We start from the raw sequence: 17,923 nt of genomic DNA on the forward strand, positions 1-17,923 counted from the left end.
GGGCGATTTTGTTCCTGATAATCCTGGTGGTTGGGACCGCCGTGTTCTGGGTCAGCCATCAGTAGGAAGAAGGCGCGACCTGCAAGCAAAAAGACAGGGAGCAGCCAAGCTGCTCCCTGTTTTTTTTGGTTTAAACGCCGGCCAGGTGCAACACCAGTTGCACGATGCCAAACAAGGTCAAGGCGAACACGGCGGTGAACAGAATGCCCAGCACCACAAAATGGCTGGGCTTGCCGTGGGTGAAGTCCCGTGCGCGGTTCTTGCCGCTCTGCACGCCAAAGGCAGCGGCCATCACGCTGTGGAGCATCTGCCAGAAGGTGGGCGGTTTGTTGTTGACCGGATCGTCCATACATCCCTCGCAAGACGGAGCCTGAAGGAAAGCATAGTCCAAACACCACAAAAACAATGTGGGAGCAACTGTCTTGATGACCGATCGTTTCCACGGAGCGTGGGAACAATCAAAGTTCTTTGTGGGGTGGTTTTGTGTGGGAGCTGGCTTGCCTGCGATAGCGGTTTATCAGTCGATATTGTCATCAACTGAAAGACCGTCTTCGCAGGCAAGCCAGCTCCCAGAGTTTTATCGGTGTTGTGTCAGATCAGTCGTCGTAACCCAGGTTCGGCGCCAGCCAACGCTCGGTCACGGCCAGGTCCTGGCCCTTGCGTGCGGTGTAGCTGTTCACTTGGTCCTTGTCGACCTTGCCGACGGCGAAGTACTGCGCCTGCGGGTGGGCGAAATACCAGCCGCTGACCGCCGCCGCGGGAAACATTGCGTAGTGTTCGGTGAGGAACACGCCGCTGCGGCCCGGTTCCATTTCGCGAGCTTCGGGGTCGAGCAACTGGAACAGGGTGCCTTTCTCGGTGTGATCCGGGCAGGCCGGGTAGCCCGGGGCAGGGCGGATGCCGCTGTACTGCTCCTTGATCAGCGCTTCGTTGTCCAGTTGCTCGTCCTGGGCGTAACCCCAATAGTCTTTACGCACCTGCTGGTGCAGCCACTCGGCGCAGGCCTCGGCCAGACGATCCGCCAGGGCCTTGACCATGATCGAGTTGTAGTCGTCGCCCGCGTCCTGGTACGCCTTGGCCACTTCTTCGGCGCCGATGCCGGCGGTGGTGATGAACCCGCCGATGTAGTCAGTGACGCCGCTGTCCTTGGGCGCCACGAAGTCGGCGAGGGAGAAGTTCGGCTTGCCGTCGGTCTTGATGGTCTGCTGGCGCAGGTGATGCAGGGTGGCCAGGGTTTCACCATTGTCGCCGTACACTTCCAGATCGTCATCGCGCACCTGGCTGGTGGGCCAGAAGCCGAACACGGCACGGGCGCTGATAAGCTTTTCGTCGATCAGCTTGGTCAGCATGGCGCGCGCGTCGGCGTACAGCGCGGTGGCGGCTTCACCCACTACTTCGTCGTCCAGGATGCGCGGGAACTTGCCGGCCAAGTCCCAAGAGATGAAGAACGGCGTCCAGTCGATGTATTCTGCCAGGACATTCAGGTCGATATTGTCCAGCACCCGCGCCCCGGTAAAGCTCGGCGTGACCGGCGTATAGCTGGCCCAGTCGAACTGCGGCTTCTTGGCGATGGCCGCGGCATAGCTCAAGCGTTCGGTACGGGCGCTGCGGTTGGCGGTGCGTTCGCGCACTTCCACGTATTCCTCGCGGGTACGCTCCACAAAGCCGGCTTTCAGCTCCTTGGACAGCAACTGCGTGGCCACGCCTACCGCGCGGGAGGCGTCGGTCACGTACACCACGGCATCGTTGCTGTACTTGGGTTCGATCTTCACCGCCGTGTGCGCCTTGGACGTGGTGGCGCCACCGATCATCAGCGGCAGGTGGAAGTCCTGGCGCTGCATCTCGCGCGCCACATGCACCATTTCGTCCAGCGACGGCGTGATCAGGCCGGACAGGCCAATGATGTCGCACTTCTCTTCCCTGGCCACTTGCAGGATTTTCTCCGCCGGTACCATCACGCCCAGGTCGACGATGTCATAGCCGTTGCAGCCCAGCACCACGCCGACGATGTTCTTGCCGATGTCGTGCACGTCGCCTTTCACCGTGGCCATCAGAATCTTGCCCTTGGCTTCCGGCTTGTCGCCTTTTTCCAGTTCGATGAACGGAATCAAGTGCGCCACCGCCTGCTTCATCACACGGGCGGATTTCACCACCTGGGGCAGGAACATTTTGCCGGCGCCAAACAGGTCGCCAACGATGTTCATGCCAGACATCAGCGGACCTTCGATCACTTCGATAGGACGTGCGAACGACAGCCGGGACTCTTCGGTGTCCTCGACGATGTGCGTGGTGATGCCTTTGACCAGCGCGTGTTCCAGTCGCTTGTTCACGTCCCAGCCACGCCACTCTTCGGTTTCGGCTTCCTTGGTGCTGCCGTCGCCCCGGTATTTGTCGGCGATGGCGAGGAGGGCGTCGGTGCCTTCCGGGGTTCGGTTGAGCACCACGTCTTCCACGGCGTCCCGCAGTTCCACCGGGATCTGGTCGTAGATCTCCAGCTGGCCGGCATTGACGATACCCATGGTCAGGCCGTTACGGATCGCGTACAGCAGGAACACCGAGTGGATCGCCTCGCGCACCGGGTTGTTGCCCCGGAACGAGAACGACACGTTGGAGACGCCGCCCGAGCTCAATGCGTACGGCAGTTCGTCACGGATATAGGCGCAGGCGTTGATGAAGTCGACCGCGTAGTTGTTGTGCTCTTCGATACCGGTGGCGACCGCGAAGATGTTCGGGTCGAAGATGATGTCTTCCGGCGGGAAGCCGACTTCATTGACCAGGATGTCGTAGGAGCGTTTGCAGATTTCTTTCTTGCGCGCTTCGGTATCGGCCTGGCCGGCTTCGTCGAAGGCCATCACCACCACGGCGGCGCCATAGCGCTTGCACAGCTTGGCGTGGTGGATGAACTGTTCCACGCCTTCCTTCATGCTGATGGAATTGACGATGCCCTTGCCCTGGATGCACTTGAGACCGGCCTCGATCACCTCCCACTTGGAGGAGTCGATCATGATCGGCACGCGGGAGATATCCGGCTCGCCGGCGATCAGGTTGAGGAAGGTCACCATGGCCTTCTTCGAGTCCAGCATCCCTTCGTCCATGTTGATGTCGATCACCTGGGCGCCGGCTTCTACCTGCTGCAAGGCAACTTCCAGTGCCTCGGTGTAATTCTCTTCACGAATAAGCCGGGCGAACTTGGCCGAGCCGGTGATGTTGGTGCGCTCGCCGACGTTGACGAACAGCGACTGTCGATCAATGGTGAACGGCTCCAGGCCCGACAGGCGGCAGGCCTTGGGAATGTCCGGGATTACGCGCGGTGCATAGCCGGCCACTGCCTTGGCGATGGCTTCGATATGGCCCGGCGTGGTACCGCAGCAGCCGCCGACGATATTCAGGAAACCGCTCTGGGCGAATTCTTCGATGACCTTGGCGGTTTGTGCCGGCAGTTCGTCGTACTCGCCGAATTCGTTGGGCAGGCCGGCGTTCGGGTGCGCGGAAGCGTGGGTGTTGGCCTTGTTCGACAGCTCTTCCAGGTAGGGGCGCAGTTCGCTGGCGCCCAGGGCGCAGTTCAGGCCCACCGAGAGCGGCTTGGCGTGGGCCACCGAGTTCCAGAACGCTTCGGTGGTCTGGCCCGACAGCGTACGGCCGGAGGCGTCGGTAATGGTGCCGGAGATCATGATCGGCAGTTCGATATTCAGTTCTTCGAATACACCCTGCACGGCAAAGATCGCGGCCTTGGCGTTGAGGGTGTCAAAGATCGTTTCGATCAGGATCAGGTCGGCGCCACCTTCGATCAGGCCCTTGGTGGCCTCGGTGTAGTTCTCCACCAGTTCATCGAACGTCACGTTGCGGTAGCCGGGGTTGTTCACATCCGGCGACAGCGAGCAGGTACGGCTGGTCGGGCCGAGCACGCCGGCGACGAAGCGCGGCTTGTCCGGGTTCTCCAGGGTTTTGGCGTCGGCGATCTTGCGTGCCAGTCGCGCGCCTTCTACGTTTAGCTCGAATGCCAGTTCTTCCATGCCATAGTCGGCCATGGAAATGCGCGTGGCGTTGAAGGTGTTGGTTTCCAGAATGTCGGCGCCGGCATCCAGGTAGGCCTTTTCGATGCCGCCGATCACGTCCGGGCGTGTGATGACCAGCAGATCGTTGTTGCCCTTGACGTCGCTCGGCCAGTCGGCGAAGCGTTTGCCACGGTAGTCCTGCTCTTCGAGTTTGTAGCTCTGAATCATCGTGCCCATGCCGCCGTCAAGAATCAGGATGCGTTCCTTGAGGGCTTGGTGAAGGGCTTGCAGGCGAGCGCTACGATCGGGCATGGGACTACTCTGGTCAGGCATTTCGGAGGGCGAGAATCATAACAAACCTGTGCCGATTTGGAGTAGATACGGGTTTTGCATGAATATCGTTCATGTTTCTGTGGGGTGTGGGTCGGTAGAATCACCGGCAAATTTTCAGCGTACGCTTCGGATCGGAACCGGATACATGTCACTTCGCCTTATTGTCAGCGCCGCGCTGTTATTCTTTGCCAGCACCACACAGGCACAAAGTCCTGCCCCCGCGATTTCCTACACCCGCGATATTCAGCCGATCTTTACCGAGAAGTGCGTGGCCTGCCATGCCTGCTATGACTCGGCCTGCCAGCTCAACCTGGGCAGTGCCGAAGGCGCGACGCGGGGCGCGAGCAAGGTGCCGGTCTACGATGGCGAACGGGGTCAGGCCACGCCGACGACGCGTCTGTTTTACGACGCCTTCGGCAAGGCGGCCTGGCAGCAAAAAGGCTTCTATTCGGTGCTGGATGCCCAGGGCAGCCAGGCGGCGCTGATGGCGCGCATGCTGGAGCTGGGGCACAACGCGCCGTTGCAACCCAATGCCAAATTGCCCGATGAGATCGTGCTGGGGCTCAACCGCGAAAACATGTGCGCCACCCCGGGTGAGTTCAATGCCTATGCCGGTGCCCATCCTAAGGAGGGCATGCCGCTGGCGGTCACCGGGCTTACCGACCAGCAATACCAGACCCTGCAGCGTTGGCTGGCGTCCGGTGCGCCTATCGATGAGCAGGGCCTGGCGCCGAGTGCCAAAGAAGCCCTGCAAGTGCAGCAATGGGAAAACCTGTTCAATCAGCCCGGCGCCCGGGAAAGCCTGGTGGCGCGCTGGTTGTTCGAGCATTTGTTCCTGGCGCATATCTACTTCGAGAATGGCGAGCCGGGGCATTTCTTCCAGTGGGTGCGCTCGCGCACGCCGAGCGGTCAGCCCATCGACCTGATCAACACCCGTCGCCCCAACGACGACCCGGGCACCCAGGTTTACTATCGCCTGTGGCCGGTGCAGGGCGTGATCGTGCACAAGACCCACATCACCTATCCGTTCAGCGCGGCGAAAATGGCGCGCATCAAGGAGTTGTTCTACGCCGGCAACTGGCAGGTCAACGCTTTACCGGGTTACGGCCCGGGACGTCGTGCCAACCCGTTCGAAACCTTCGAAGCCATACCGGCGAAGGCGCGCTACCAGTTCATGCTGGATAACGCCGAATATTTCGTGCGCACCTTCATTCGCGGGCCGGTGTGTCGCGGTCAGATTGCCACCGACGTGATTCGTGACAACTTCTGGACCCTGTTCCAGGACCCCGACCACGACCTGTACATCACCGATGCACGCTATCGCGGCCAGGCCACGCCGCTGCTGGCCATGCCCGGGCAGAACGATGACGTGGGCAGCGTGCTGAGCCTGTGGCTGGCGTATCGCGACAAACGCAACCAGTACGAGGCCTTGCGCCGCGACAGTTATGCCGACCTGACGCCGCCAAGCTGGTCGACCCTGTGGGCCGGCAATGACAATGCCTTGCTGAGTATCTTCCGCCACTTCGACAGTGCTTCAGTGACCAAGGGGCTGATCGGCGAAGTGCCACAAACCCTGTGGCTGTTCGATTACCCGTTGCTGGAACGGACTTACTATCAACTGGCGGTGAACTTCGACGTGTTCGGCAACGTGTCGCACCAGGCTCAGACCCGTCTGTACTTCGACTTGATCCGCAACGGCGCCGAGCAGAATTTCCTGCGCCTGATGCCGGCCGATTCCCGTGAGGGGTTCATGGATGACTGGTACCAGAACAGCGGCAAGATCAAGCTGTGGCTGGATTATGAAGCCATTGACGACAGCAAGCCGAGTGGCCTGCACCTGGACGAAAAAGACCCCAAACGCGACTTTGCCAACCAGTTGCTCAGCCGTTATGGCGATTTGAATGCCAGTCCGGACCCGATCAACCGCTGCAGCGGCGCCTATTGCTCCCGCGACGGTATCGACCCGGCCCTGCAGGACGCGGAGCAAGCGCTGAGCCGTCTGACTTCACGCCCGGCGGCGGGGCTCAAGGTGATCGATCAATTGCCGGAAGCCACGATGCTGCGGGTGCAAACCGACAGCGGCAAGCGCGTGGTCTACAGCATGCTGCGCAATCGCGCCCACAGTAACGTGGCGTTTCTGCTGGGTGAGGCTTATCGCTATCAGCCGGGCCTGGACACTGTGACCATTTACCCGGGCGTGCTGAGCAGTTACCCGAACTTCATGTTCAATATTCCGGCACGGGAAGTGCCCGAGTTCGTCACCGAAATGGAGCGGGCCAAGGACGCCAAGCGCTTTGAAAAGATCGTCGATCGCTGGGGTGTGCGGCGCAGTCATCCGCTGTTCTGGCAGTATTTCCACGATCTATCGCGCTACATCCACGAAACCACGCCGGTGGAAGAGGGCGTGCTGGATATGAATCGCTATGAAAACCTCTGACGGGTGGTGCCGGTCTTTTCCGACAAAATTACTCGGACTTTGTACCTGCGTAATATTTTGGCGTAAACTGCCGGCAAGCCTGTGAGGAGTTTCCATGACTGCCATAACCATTACCGACGCCGCCCACGATTACCTGGCTGACCTGCTGTCCAAGCAGAACACCCCGGGTATCGGTATCCGCGTCTTTATCACCCAGCCGGGTACCCAGTACGCCGAAACTTGCATCGCCTACTGCAAGCCCGGTGAAGAAAAGCCTGAAGACACCGCCCTGGGGCTGAAAAGCTTCACCGCCTATATCGATGCCTTCAGCGAAGCCTTCCTTGATGACGCCGTGGTCGACTACGCCACTGACCGCATGGGCGGCCAGTTGACCATCAAGGCGCCCAACGCCAAGGTGCCGAATGTTACCGCCGACAGCCCGGTGAACGAGCGCATCAACTACTACCTGCAAACCGAGATCAACCCGGGGCTGGCCAGCCACGGCGGCCAGGTCAGCCTGATCGACGTGGTCGACGACGGCATCGCCGTGCTCAAGTTCGGCGGCGGCTGCCAGGGCTGCGGCCAGGCGGACGTGACCCTGCGCGAAGGCATCGAGCGCACCCTGCTCGAGCGTATTCCGGAGCTCAAGGGCGTACGTGACGTGACCGACCACACGCAGAAAGAAAACGCCTACTACTGAGTAAGGCGTTCACTGCGAACGAAAAAACGGCGCCCCGTGAGCGCCGTTTTTTATGCCTGAAATTTAATGCGGTGCACTATCCATGCCGATCGTTCCCACGCTCTGCGTGGAAACGCATCCTGTGACGCTCCGCGTCACGACTTCAAAGGCAGACGCGGAGCGTCCATGGCTGCATTCCCACGCGGAGCGTGGGAACAATCAATAGAGTGGGCGCGTTCCTTCACGGGCGATAGAGGTGTGCATGGCCGGCGCGGTAAAGCGAGGATTCGCTGAAGCTGTCGTCTGCCAACACTCTGCCCACGATGATCAGCGCAGTGCGCCGAAAACCTTTGATCGCCACCTTTTCAGCAATATCCGTCAAAGTACCGACCACCCAATCCTGATCCGGCCACGTCGCCCGGTGCACCACGGCAATCGGGCAATCTGCGTCGTAATGTGGCAGCAACTCGGCGACGATTTTCTCCAGATGGTTGACCCCCAAGTGGATCGCCATGGTCGTGCCATGCTGTGCCAGGCTGTCGAACGCCTCACCGGCGGGCATGCTGGTTTTATCGGCATAACGGGTCAGGATCACGCTCTGGGCGATGTCCGGCAGGGTCAGTTCCGTTTCCAGCAACGCCGCACAGGCGGATACAGCCGTCACGCCAGGGATGATCTGGAACGGAATGCCAAGCTCGCGCAAATGACGGATCTGCTCGCCGATGGCGCCGTACAGGCTCGGGTCGCCGGAATGCACTCGCGCTACGTCCTGGCCTTTTTCATGGGCTGCCTTGATCAGGTCGATGATCTGTTCCAGATGCAATTCGGCGCTGTTGACGACGGTTTCCGCCCGATGACCTTCCAGCACCGCTGCAGGCACCAGCGAGCCGGCATAGAGGATCACCGGGCAGTTACGGATCAGCCGCTGGCCTTTGACAGTGATCAAATCCGGGTCGCCGGGGCCTGCGCCGATGAAGTAGACGGTCATGGAAAATCCTGTTTAAAAACGGGCGAGCATGAAAATCGCTCATGATCGGGGTGCGCAATTATCGGGATTTTAGCCGGCGCACGCCAATGCAAAGGTGGCCTGGGCGTTTTTTTTGCGGGTGATCAGCAGGCGGGCAGAAGTCCCCGAAAGGTGTTCGGCCAGGGCCAGGGCGGCGCTTTCGGCGATGCCGTAACAGCCGGTATGGGCGAATGCGACCTCGGATGTGTGACTCAGGCGGTCGGCAAAAACCGCCAGTTGTTCCGCGTTGAAACAGTGCAGCGGCAGTTTCAACACCTTGGCCAAGGCCAGTATTCCCGGCTCGTCCTTTTTCAAATCGATGCTGGCCAGTGCGGTGATGCTGTTGCGATCAACGCCCTCCTCCGCGAGGGCGTTGTCAAACAGCTCCAGCAGGGCACGAACATCACAGCCCCGCTGGCACCCCAGGCCAACCGCCAGAATCATGCGGCGTATTGATCGTCACGGTTGCGACGGAACAGCCACGCGCTGATCAGGCCCAAGGCCAGCCAGAAGGCGACGTTGGTCAACTGCGAGGCGATCTTGAACTGCGCTTCCAGGGCTTCCGGTGCCAGCATCGAGTGGACTTCCGGTTGCGGGGCACCGATCACATGCGGCACTGCGAGGATCGCCACGCCCAGTACTTTCAGCAGCCAGTTGCGGCCAAACACGATCAGCGCGATACCGGCGGCGGTGGAGGCGGCGGTGCCGATCCACCAGACCTGACGCTGCGCCAGATCGGCCGCAGCAGTGCCCGGCAGCTCAGGCGGCAGGCCCATGGTGGGCGCCAGCACGAAGGTGGCGTAACCGGCCAGGCCCCACAGCAAGCCTTGTGCGGCGCGGGTCGGTGCGCGCAGGGTGTAGAGGCCGGCAAGCATCAGCGCAAAACCGACGGCGACCACCAGGTTGCCACCGGTGGTGGACAGCACGCGCTGCCAACCATCTTCCGGCTCCCAGGCCTCGGCATCATGGCTGTGGGCGGCGGCGCCTTCGGCATGCTCATGGGCCACTTCGGTGGCGGCGGGGGCGTTTTCGTAGGTTTCCGCCTGCAGAATCAGTGGGGCGACCCAGAAGCTTTGCAAAAGGGTCAGCAGCAGGGCGGCCAGCAGGCCGGTGAAGCCTGCGGTTTGGGCAATACGCTTGATCATGTCGGCAGGTCTCAGTGGCACGGGAACGCGGCGCTGTGGCGAGTATCGTGAGCAGCGTTGTGTACCGCTTCGATATGGGAGAAACCGGCGAAATACACCAGGCACGCGCCGAGGATCGACGCACCGATGGCGGCGGTCAGGCGTTGGCTGAGAGTGGTGGTGTTGCCTGTGGCGTGCGAAGTGCTGCTGATGATCGACATGGCGCGTCCCTTCAGGGTTTCAGGGTGATACGAGCGCATGAAAACCCCGCGAGCCAGGCACGCAGGGTTCTGAACAGCGCCCGCCCACCGCGGGTTTGTTATCTGATTTTTTCGGGCCGGTCTCCGGGCTTGCGAGGGGCTGTTCGCCTTTGAAAGTGTCGCCTTCCCATGCGTATGCACAGTGGATCTGACGCTTCGCTCGCTTACCGTTGCGGGGGCAGCACCGGACTTGCCATAGGGGTATGGCGTACCGGTTTCCCGTTTCACCCTGTGAAGGGCACCCGAAACAAGGTGTGTAGGAGAGCATGGGCGAGCAATGCGCGTCAAATACCAGAGGTTGATGACTCAAGTGTTATACGCCTCGTCCTTCCGACAGATCAGACAGTTCGACTCCTGAATAGGTAATTAACCCGCCTGGAACTGTTTTTAATCATATAGTCGAGGTTGGTAACGTCATAGCGTTCATCATCCTTGCCTGCGAACCCGAGGAAGCCGATACCAATATCCAATTGCTTAAGGAGTTCTGGGCGTGCGAGTAATTCCCGGGCAACTTTTTTTGCCAGTTCGGGAATGTCGCGATCTTCGGCTTTTTTTAGTTCGTTGAAGTTGACATAGCCGTTACCTGTGGTGTCGAAAGTGCTATGAAATAGCTTGGCAAACTCCATCAACCTACGATCACTCACCTGCGAAATCTCTTCCGCAAATGTTGCAACTGAGTCCAGATATATTTTTCCGTCTTCGACGCCACCATTGGGCATGAGATCGAGAAGGTTATAAAGGTCAGGGCGTGCCAGGAACTCTTTCATCGTGTCCATTTGTTCTTGGGTAGCCGGTTGGCCGTTCTCCAGTTTGCCTTGTGTCACTGATAGGCGGTATGGATCGTGAAGAAGTTGTTTCCCCAGGGATCGAGCGCAGAGCCCATTTCCATTACTTTTATCGCCAATTCTTTATCACCCAACGCCGCAAGAGGGCGTGAGGTTGAAGTTTGTGAGGTTTCATTCAGTTGTGCGAAATGCGGGGTGACGTCGGTGCGCATAGAGGTGGAAGTAGACATAGGTTTATCTCAACTGTTATATGTTGGATGGCTAACTGTCTAGGAGATGTCAAGTTTATGGCTGACTTAACTAGACAGAATGTTTGTGCTGCCTTCCCTATGTGGCGTGGGTCTTTTAATTGTTCCATGTACAGGGTTGATAAGTATTGCAAATTCATACGTCATGTATTCGCGTCAATATGATCAGGCCTGCAATGTCGGCAGGCAGTGTGCTTGTGGGTTCTTCAATAAAGCCCGCTGACATTGACCATCCCGACTGCACTGCGTAGCCTTGCACCCTCGAGGTTCTCCAGCCCAGGCCGGAGCTAAGAAGGGAACGCGGTCCAAGCCGCGGCTGCCCCCGCAACTGTGAAGGGTTCAACTGACTGCCACGCCACTGCCAAAACGGCGGGAAGGCGCAGCCAGCGCCGGTCGCAAGACCCGCACGCCCCAAGCCAGGAGACCTGCCTCGCAACCGATTTTCTACTTCAACCGGGCGGGGTGATCCGGTGACGAAATCCGCTGCTGCGCGCCGTCGCAGGGCCTATCGTCCCGTATGCCCGCCCCAAAGGGCATCCGATGAAAACACTGGCCAAACTCCCCGTCACCATCGTTACCGGTTTCCTCGGCTCGGGCAAAACCACCTTGCTGCGCCATATGCTCGACAACGCCCAGGGCCGTCGCATCGCCGTGATCGTCAACGAGTTCGGCGAGCTGGGCATCGACGGTGAAATCCTCAAGCAGTGCTCCATCGGTTGCACCGAAGAAGAGGCCGTTGGCCGGGTGTTCGAACTGGCCAACGGTTGCCTGTGCTGCACCGTGCAGGAAGAGTTTTTCCCGGTGATGCGCGAACTGGTAGCCCGTCGTGGCGACCTTGACCACATCCTCATCGAAACCTCGGGCCTGGCCCTGCCAAAACCTTTGGTACAAGCCTTCCAGTGGCCGGAAATCCGCAGCGCCTGCACCGTCGACGCGGTGATCACCGTGGTCGACAGCCCGGCCGTGGCCGCGGGCACCTTCGCCGCTTTCCCGGACCAAGTCGATGCCCAGCGCAAACTGGACCCGAACCTGGACCACGAATCGCCGCTGCACGAGCTGTTTGCCGACCAACTGGCCAGCGCCGACCTGGTGATCCTCAACAAGACCGACCTGATCAACCCGGAAGACCTGGCCCGGGTACGCCTGGAAGTCGCCGAAGAACTGCCGCCAGCGGTGAAGATCGTCGAAGCCAGCAGCGGTCGTCTGCCGCTGGACGTACTGATCGGCCTGGGCGCCGGCTCCGAAGAGCACATCGATGGTCGTCACAGCCATCACGATCATCACCACGAAGGTGAAGACGACCATGACCACGATCACGACGCGTTCGACTCCATTTCCATCGACCTGCCGCAAGCCGACGAAGCGTTGCTGCTCGACGCGCTGACCCAATTGGTGGTGCAACACGGCATCCTGCGCATCAAGGGCTTCGCGGCCATCCCGAACAAGCCGATGCGCCTGTTGATCCAGGGGGTGGGCACGCGTTTCGACAAGCATTTCGACCGTGCCTGGGGCGCCGATGAAGCCCGCACGACGCGCCTGGTACTGATCGGTCAGGAACTGGATGCGGCGGGCCTCGAAGCGCAACTGCGCGCTGCCCTCAGCGTCTGACCCATGCACCTGCTCAGGACCCAGCCCGGTGGTTTCGTCTCGGACGACAATATTGCCGACCTTGGACAAACCCCCGCCGAACTGGTGATCCTGTGCAGTGGCGACTCCAGCCTGGCGCTGCTGGCCGAAGCGGCCCAGCAGTTGCCCGACGATTACCCCAGCCTGCGTCTGGCCAACCCGATGCAGGTGCAGAACCATGCCTCGGTCGACCTGTATGTCGACGAAGTGCTGCGCCACGCCAAAGTCATCCTGATTTCGCTGCATGGCGGCATCGGTTATTGGCGCTACGGCATTGAACGCCTGGTGGAGTTGGCTGAACGCGGGGTGCAGCTGATTCTGGTCCCGGGAGACGATCGCCCGGACCCGGAACTCAGCAGCCTGAGCACCGTAGGTGAGCAAGCACGCGACCGTCTGTGGCACTTCCTGCGCCAGGGCGGCTTGGGTAATGCGCTGGATTTCTATCGCTGCCTGGCCAGCGGTTACCTGGGCCGCGACTATGCCTGGTCCGAGCCGCAAACCCTGCCACGCACAGCGATTTATCATCCACATCACGCCCATCCGCGCCTGAACGACTGGCAGGCGGACTGGCGCGCAGAGTGGCCGGTGGCGGCGGTGCTGTTCTACCGCTCCCATTTGCAGGCCGCCAACACCGGATTCATCGATGTGTTCTGCCAGCGCTTGCAGGCGGCGGGGCTCAACCCGTTGCCGATCGCAGTGGCCAGCCTGAAGGAGCCCGGCTGTCTGACGGTGGTCGAGAACTTGCTGGATGACGCGCAGGTTGCGGTGATTCTCAACACCACCGGCTTTGCCCAATCCACGCCTGAAGCGCCGCACTTGCGGCCGTTTCGGCGCAATATCCCGGTGATCCAGGCCATTTGCGCCCAGGATAACCAGCCCGGCTGGCAGGCCAGCGAGCAGGGCCTGGGCCCGCGTGACCTGGCGATGCACATTGCCTTGCCGGAGCTGGACGGGCGCATTATCAGCCGGCCGATCAGCTTCAAGGACCTGGCCTGGCGCAGTGAGCGCAGCCAGTCGGATGTGGTGTGCTACCGGGCGGCGCCGGAGCGCATGGATTTTGTTGCCGAACTGGCGCGACGCTGGGTCGAACTCGCACGGGTGTCGAATGGCGAAAAACGCATCGCGCTGATCCTCGCCAACTACCCGACCCGCGATGGCCGTATCGGCAATGGCGTTGGTCTGGATACGCCAGCGGCGGCGCTGAATATCCTGCGTGCCTTGCGCGCCGAGGGCTATCCGCTGCCGAGCGAATTGCCGGCGAGCGGTACCGACCTGATCCACGCGTTGCTCGGCGGCGTCACCAATGATCTGGACAGCCTCGACCTGCGCCCTTGCCATCAAAGCCTGGGCCTGGATGAGTACGAGGTGCTGTTCAATCGTTTGCCCGAAGCCAATCGCCAGGCAGTGCTGGCGCGTTGGGGCGCCCCGCAGAATGATCCGATGTTCCGCGACGGACGCCTGATGATCGCCGGTCTGCGTCTGGGCCTGACTTTTGTCGGCATTCAACCGGCACGGGGGTATCAGGTGGATGCCAGTGCGGTGTACCACGACCCGGACCTGGTGCCGCCGCACGCGTACCTGGCGTTCTACTTCTGGCTGCGCCACATCTATGGCGCCCATGGCGTGATCCATGTGGGCAAGCACGGCAACCTTGAATGGTTGCCCGGCAAGGGCGTCGGTCTGTCGGAAAACTGCTGGCCCGATACATTGCTGGGGCCGCTGCCGAACATCTATCCGTTTATCGTCAACGACCCGGGTGAGGGCGCCCAGGCCAAGCGGCGTACCCAGGCGGTGATCATCGACCATCTGATGCCGCCCCTGACGCGCGCTGAAACCTATGGTCCGCTGCGTAATCTTGAGCTGTTGGCCGACGAATACTACGAAGCGCAACTGCTGGACCCGCGCCGCGCCCTGGAGTTGCAGAAAGACATCCTCAAGCTGGTGCGCGAAACCCGCATCGATCAGGAGCTTGAGCTGGACAGCGACGCCGATGCCGCCGTCTGGCTGCCGCGCCTGGATACTTACCTGTGCGATTTGAAGGAGTCGCAGATCCGCGATGGCTTGCATATTTTCGGCGAATCGCCCGAAGGCCGTTTGCGTATCGACACTTTGCTGGCGTTGCTGCGCATTCCCCGAGGTGATGGACGCGGCCCGCAATCAAGCCTGCTGCGGGTGATCGCCAAGGCCTTCGAACTGGGTTTCGACCCCCTCGACTGTGCGTTGGCCGAACCCTGGACCGGGCGGCGCCCGGCGGTATTGCAGCAGATCGATACCCAGGTGTGGCGCACCGCTGGCGACACCCGCGAACGCCTGGAGCGGTATGCCGCGCGGTTGATCGAGCAGGCGCTGGAAGGGCCACTTGAACAGTTGGAAGAGCCCGGCTGGGAAGACGTTAAAACAGTGATCGAGAGCCTGCGCATCGTCGTCGCGCCGCGCCTGGATGCCTGTGGGCCGGCAGAAATGCGCGGCTTGCTCGACGCCTTGAGCGGGCGCTTCGTGCCGGCGGGGCCGAGCGGCGCGCCGAGCCGTGGCCGTCTGGACGTGCTTCCCACCGGGCGGAACTTCTTCACGGTGGACGTGCGCAACCTGCCCACCACCACGGCCTGGCGCATCGGCTTTCAGTCGGCCAACCTGATTCTGGAGCGCCACCTGCAGGATCACGGCGACCATTTGCGCCAGCTCGGTCTGTCGGTATGGGGCACCGCGACCATGCGCACCGGCGGCGACGATATCGCCCAGGCCATGGCGCTGATGGGCGTGCGCCCGGTATGGGCCACGGGCAGCCAGCGGGTGGACGACTTCGAAATCCTGCCGATCAGTCTGCTGGACCGTCCACGGGTCGACGTGACCTTGCGGGTGTCCGGTTTCTTTCGCGACGCCTTTGCCAACCTGATTCGCCTGTTCGATGCGGCGGTGCAGGCCGTGGCGGCGCTGGATGAGCCGGATGACATGAACCCCCTGGCCGCCCGGGTGCGCAGCGAGCGCGAGGCTTTGCGTCTGGCGGGCCTTGACGAAGAGACTGCGGCCAAACAGGCCGGCTGGCGGATCTTCGGTGCCAAGCCCGGGGCCTATGGCGCCGGTGTACAGGGCGCGGTCGATGGTCGATTGTGGCAAAGCCGCGAAGACTTGGCCGAGGTCTACCTGAACTGGGGCGGTTACGCCTACGGCGGCTCGGACGAAGGTACCGCCGCCCGCGAGCAATTTGGCCGACGCTTGAGCCAGGTGCAGGCGGTTTTGCAGAACCAGGACAACCGCGAGCACGACCTGCTCGACTCCAATGACTATTACCAGTTCCAGGGCGGCATGCTCGCTGCCGTGGAAACCCTGAGCGGTGACAAGGCTGCCAGCTACCACGGCGACCATAGCCAACCGGACCTGCCGAAGATCCGCACCTTGAAGGAAGAGCTGAACCGGGTGATCCGTTCCCGCGCCGCCAACCCCAAGTGGATCGACGGTGTGAAGCGCCATGGCTATAAAGGTGCGTTCGAAATGGCCGCCACCGTGGATAATCTGTTCGCGTTCGATGCCACCACGCAGTTGATCGACGATCATCAATACGCCTTGCTTGCCGATGCCTACCTGCTTGACCCGGACACCCGCGACTTTGTGCAGCAACACAACCCCGCGGCCTTGCGTGACATGGCCGAGCGCATGCTCGAGGCTCAGCAGCGCGGTTTGTGGCAGGAGCCCGGGGCTTACAAGGAAGCGTTGGAAAACCTGTTGCTGGATATAGAAGAAGACAGCTGATGACTGATACTCCGCATTTTCCGCTGTCCGCCGTGGTCGGCGCCGACGAGCTGAAGCTGGCCCTGTGCCTGACCGCCATCGACCCGAAGATCGGCGGCGTGTTGATCGAAGGCCCGCGCGGGATGGCCAAGTCCACACTGGCCCGTGGCCTGGCGGATCTGCTGGCCAGCGGTCAATTCGTCACCTTGCCGTTGGGCGCCACCGAGGAGCGTCTGGTCGGCACCCTGGACCTGGACGCCGCGCTGGGTGAAGGCCGCGCGCAGTTTTCCGCCGGCGTGCTGGCCAAGGCGGATGGCGGCGTGTTGTACGTCGATGAAGTCAACCTGCTGCCCGACCATCTGGTGGACCTGCTGTTGGATGTGGCCGCCAGCGGCACCAACCTGATCGAACGCGATGGCATTTCCCACCGGCATTCGGCGCGGTTTGTGCTGATCGGCACCATGAACCCGGAGGAGGGCGAGTTGCGCCCGCAACTGCTTGACCGCTTCGGGTTCAACGTGGCGTTGAGCGGGCAGGCCGTGCCGGCGCAGCGTGGGCAGATCATCCGTCGTCGCCTGGATTTCGACAGCGATCCGGCCGCCTTCTGCGCGCAGTGGGCCGAGCCCCAGGCGGCGTTGCGTGAGCGTTGCGTTGAGGCGCGGGCACGGTTGGAAAGCATTGCGCTGGATGATGAAGCGCTGGCGCAGATCACCGAGCGCTGTTTCGCCGCCGGCGTCGACGGCTTGCGCGCGGACCTGGTCTGGCTGCGTGGCGCGCGCGCCCATGCGGCCTGGCGCGGGGCCATCGCCATCGCTGAAGAAGATATCGAAGCGGTTGCCGAGTTTGCGTTGCGTCATCGCCGTCAAACCCAATCCCCACCGGCCAGCGCACAGAGTGAGGGGCAATCGCCCCAGGCCTCTGATACTTCGCCCGGCCAGGGCCAGTGGGGCGACATGCCCGCGCCGGCTCTGCCCACCGGCGCACGCCGGGATGTGCCCGCCTGGCCAAAAAAGCCCTAGGCATTCGCCCTCGACCTGACGCGGGGGCGGATGCCCGGCCCAAGGCAGGACGATTGGACAGAGGCAGGCACGGCAAGGCGCGCAGCGCGAAGCAGGGGACGATCAATTGGCCGGGCACCTTGTTGGCTGGCCGGCCTCGCGCCCGTGAGGATCTGCTGTTTCATCTGCGCAGCCGTGCGGCCCATGAGCTGTGGCTGGTGATTGTCGACGCGTCGGCGTCCACGCGCCGGCATCGTGCGCTCGCGGATGCCAAGGGCTTGTTGGCGCAACTGTTCGATGATGCCTATCGGCAGCGGGCGCGCATGGCGTTGTTGACCGTCAGCGGGCAAGCGCCGAAGTGGCAGGTTCAGGGCTTGAAAGCCGCAAAAGGCTTGGCGGTTTGGCTGGATCGGCTCGGTGCTGGTGGGGGGACGCCGTTGCTGGCGGCGCTGACCGAAGCCGGGCATTGGCTGGTCGCCAGGCGCAAGCGTTATCCAGCGGAACATCAGCGTTTGCTGGTGATCACCGATGGACGGCTCAAAGAGATTGCCGGTTTACCGCAGTTGGCGTGCCCAGGATTGCTGGTGGACATCGAGCGGGGTCCGATCCGGTTGGGCCGGGCGCAAGCGCTGGCGGCCGGGTTGCAGTTGGATTATCGGCATATCGATGGTTTGTAGAGCCTCGGTTGCTGCAATCGCAGGCAAGCCAGCTCCCACATTTGATAGGC

At 61.7% G+C, this 17,923-nt stretch carries 14 protein-coding genes and 2 riboswitches; of the genes, 6 read left to right on the top strand and 8 right to left on the bottom strand.

Translation table 11 applies throughout. From position 1 onward, the window contains the following. Positions 1–130 precede the first annotated feature (130 nt). Together ACW9IN_RS27260 and metH are read right to left on the bottom strand one after the other, a co-directional pair. A complete protein-coding gene (locus ACW9IN_RS27260) occupies positions 131–349 on the bottom strand; it encodes a DUF2970 domain-containing protein (RefSeq protein ID WP_457368767.1) in 219 nt (72 codons plus the stop codon). A gap of 247 nt (positions 350–596) precedes the next feature. After that, on the bottom strand, positions 597–4,307 hold the full coding sequence (gene metH, locus ACW9IN_RS27265) for a methionine synthase (RefSeq protein ID WP_457368768.1): 3,711 nt from the start codon (positions 4,305–4,307) through the stop codon (positions 597–599). Between the two features lie 166 nt (positions 4,308–4,473). On the opposite strand from metH, the gene ACW9IN_RS27270 reads away from it, so the two are divergent. Beyond that, positions 4,474–6,765: a fatty acid cis/trans isomerase gene (locus ACW9IN_RS27270; protein ID WP_457368769.1), complete on the top strand. Its 2,292-nt coding sequence runs from the start codon at positions 4,474–4,476 to the stop codon at positions 6,763–6,765. A 94-nt stretch (positions 6,766–6,859) separates the two neighbouring features. Continuing rightward, positions 6,860–7,444 (top strand): Fe-S biogenesis protein NfuA, encoded by a 585-nt coding sequence (gene nfuA, locus ACW9IN_RS27275; RefSeq protein ID WP_457368770.1) that lies wholly within the window; start codon positions 6,860–6,862, stop codon positions 7,442–7,444. Positions 7,445–7,664: 220 nt separating this feature from the next. Here the strand turns inward: nfuA and cobM are convergent, their stop codons facing one another. The 6 genes from cobM to ACW9IN_RS27305 form a co-directional block, all read right to left on the bottom strand. Next, a complete protein-coding gene (gene cobM, locus ACW9IN_RS27280; RefSeq protein WP_457368771.1) occupies positions 7,665–8,411 on the bottom strand; it encodes a precorrin-4 C(11)-methyltransferase in 747 nt (248 codons plus the stop codon). A gap of 69 nt (positions 8,412–8,480) precedes the next feature. Continuing rightward, complete coding sequence (locus tag ACW9IN_RS27285; protein WP_457368772.1) at positions 8,481–8,873, bottom strand: cobalamin biosynthesis protein; 393 nt, start codon at positions 8,871–8,873, stop codon at positions 8,481–8,483. Next, positions 8,870–9,574 (bottom strand): CbtA family protein, encoded by a 705-nt coding sequence (locus ACW9IN_RS27290; protein WP_457368773.1) that lies wholly within the window; start codon positions 9,572–9,574, stop codon positions 8,870–8,872. Before ACW9IN_RS27290 ends, ACW9IN_RS27285 begins: the two co-directional genes overlap by 4 nt. An 11-nt stretch (positions 9,575–9,585) precedes the next feature. Further along, on the bottom strand, positions 9,586–9,774 hold the full coding sequence (locus ACW9IN_RS27295) for a CbtB domain-containing protein (protein ID WP_176997787.1): 189 nt from the start codon (positions 9,772–9,774) through the stop codon (positions 9,586–9,588). A gap of 97 nt (positions 9,775–9,871) precedes the next feature. Then, positions 9,872–10,074, bottom strand: a riboswitch (cobalamin riboswitch). Positions 10,075–10,151: 77 nt separating this feature from the next. Beyond that, positions 10,152–10,580 carry a hypothetical protein gene (locus tag ACW9IN_RS27300; protein WP_457368774.1) on the bottom strand — a complete coding sequence of 143 codons (429 nt, stop codon included), beginning with the start codon at positions 10,578–10,580 and terminating at the stop codon, positions 10,152–10,154. A gap of 53 nt (positions 10,581–10,633) precedes the next feature. Continuing rightward, positions 10,634–10,828: a hypothetical protein gene (locus ACW9IN_RS27305; RefSeq protein WP_457368775.1), complete on the bottom strand. Its 195-nt coding sequence runs from the start codon at positions 10,826–10,828 to the stop codon at positions 10,634–10,636. 265 nt (positions 10,829–11,093) lie between these two features. Next, a riboswitch (cobalamin riboswitch) is annotated at positions 11,094–11,293 on the top strand. Between the two features lie 93 nt (positions 11,294–11,386). On the opposite strand from ACW9IN_RS27305, the gene cobW reads away from it, so the two are divergent. Genes cobW through ACW9IN_RS27325 form a run of 4 tightly spaced genes read left to right on the top strand, consistent with a single transcriptional unit; the run spans position 11,387 to position 17,873 of the window. Continuing rightward, positions 11,387–12,454 carry a cobalamin biosynthesis protein CobW gene (gene cobW / locus ACW9IN_RS27310; protein WP_457368776.1) on the top strand — a complete coding sequence of 356 codons (1,068 nt, stop codon included), beginning with the start codon at positions 11,387–11,389 and terminating at the stop codon, positions 12,452–12,454. A gap of 3 nt (positions 12,455–12,457) precedes the next feature. Further along, positions 12,458–16,219, top strand: a complete 3,762-nt coding sequence (cobN, locus tag ACW9IN_RS27315; protein WP_457368777.1) for a cobaltochelatase subunit CobN — start codon at positions 12,458–12,460, stop codon at positions 16,217–16,219. Beyond that, positions 16,219–17,217 (top strand): ATP-binding protein, encoded by a 999-nt coding sequence (locus ACW9IN_RS27320; RefSeq protein ID WP_457368778.1) that lies wholly within the window; start codon positions 16,219–16,221, stop codon positions 17,215–17,217. The genes cobN and ACW9IN_RS27320 overlap by 1 nt, the downstream gene beginning before the upstream one ends. A 53-nt stretch (positions 17,218–17,270) precedes the next feature. Then, on the top strand, positions 17,271–17,873 hold the full coding sequence (locus ACW9IN_RS27325; RefSeq protein ID WP_457368779.1) for a vWA domain-containing protein: 603 nt from the start codon (positions 17,271–17,273) through the stop codon (positions 17,871–17,873). Positions 17,874–17,923 lie beyond the last annotated feature (50 nt).

Source organism: Pseudomonas sp. SDO5271_S396 (genome assembly GCF_054071795.1).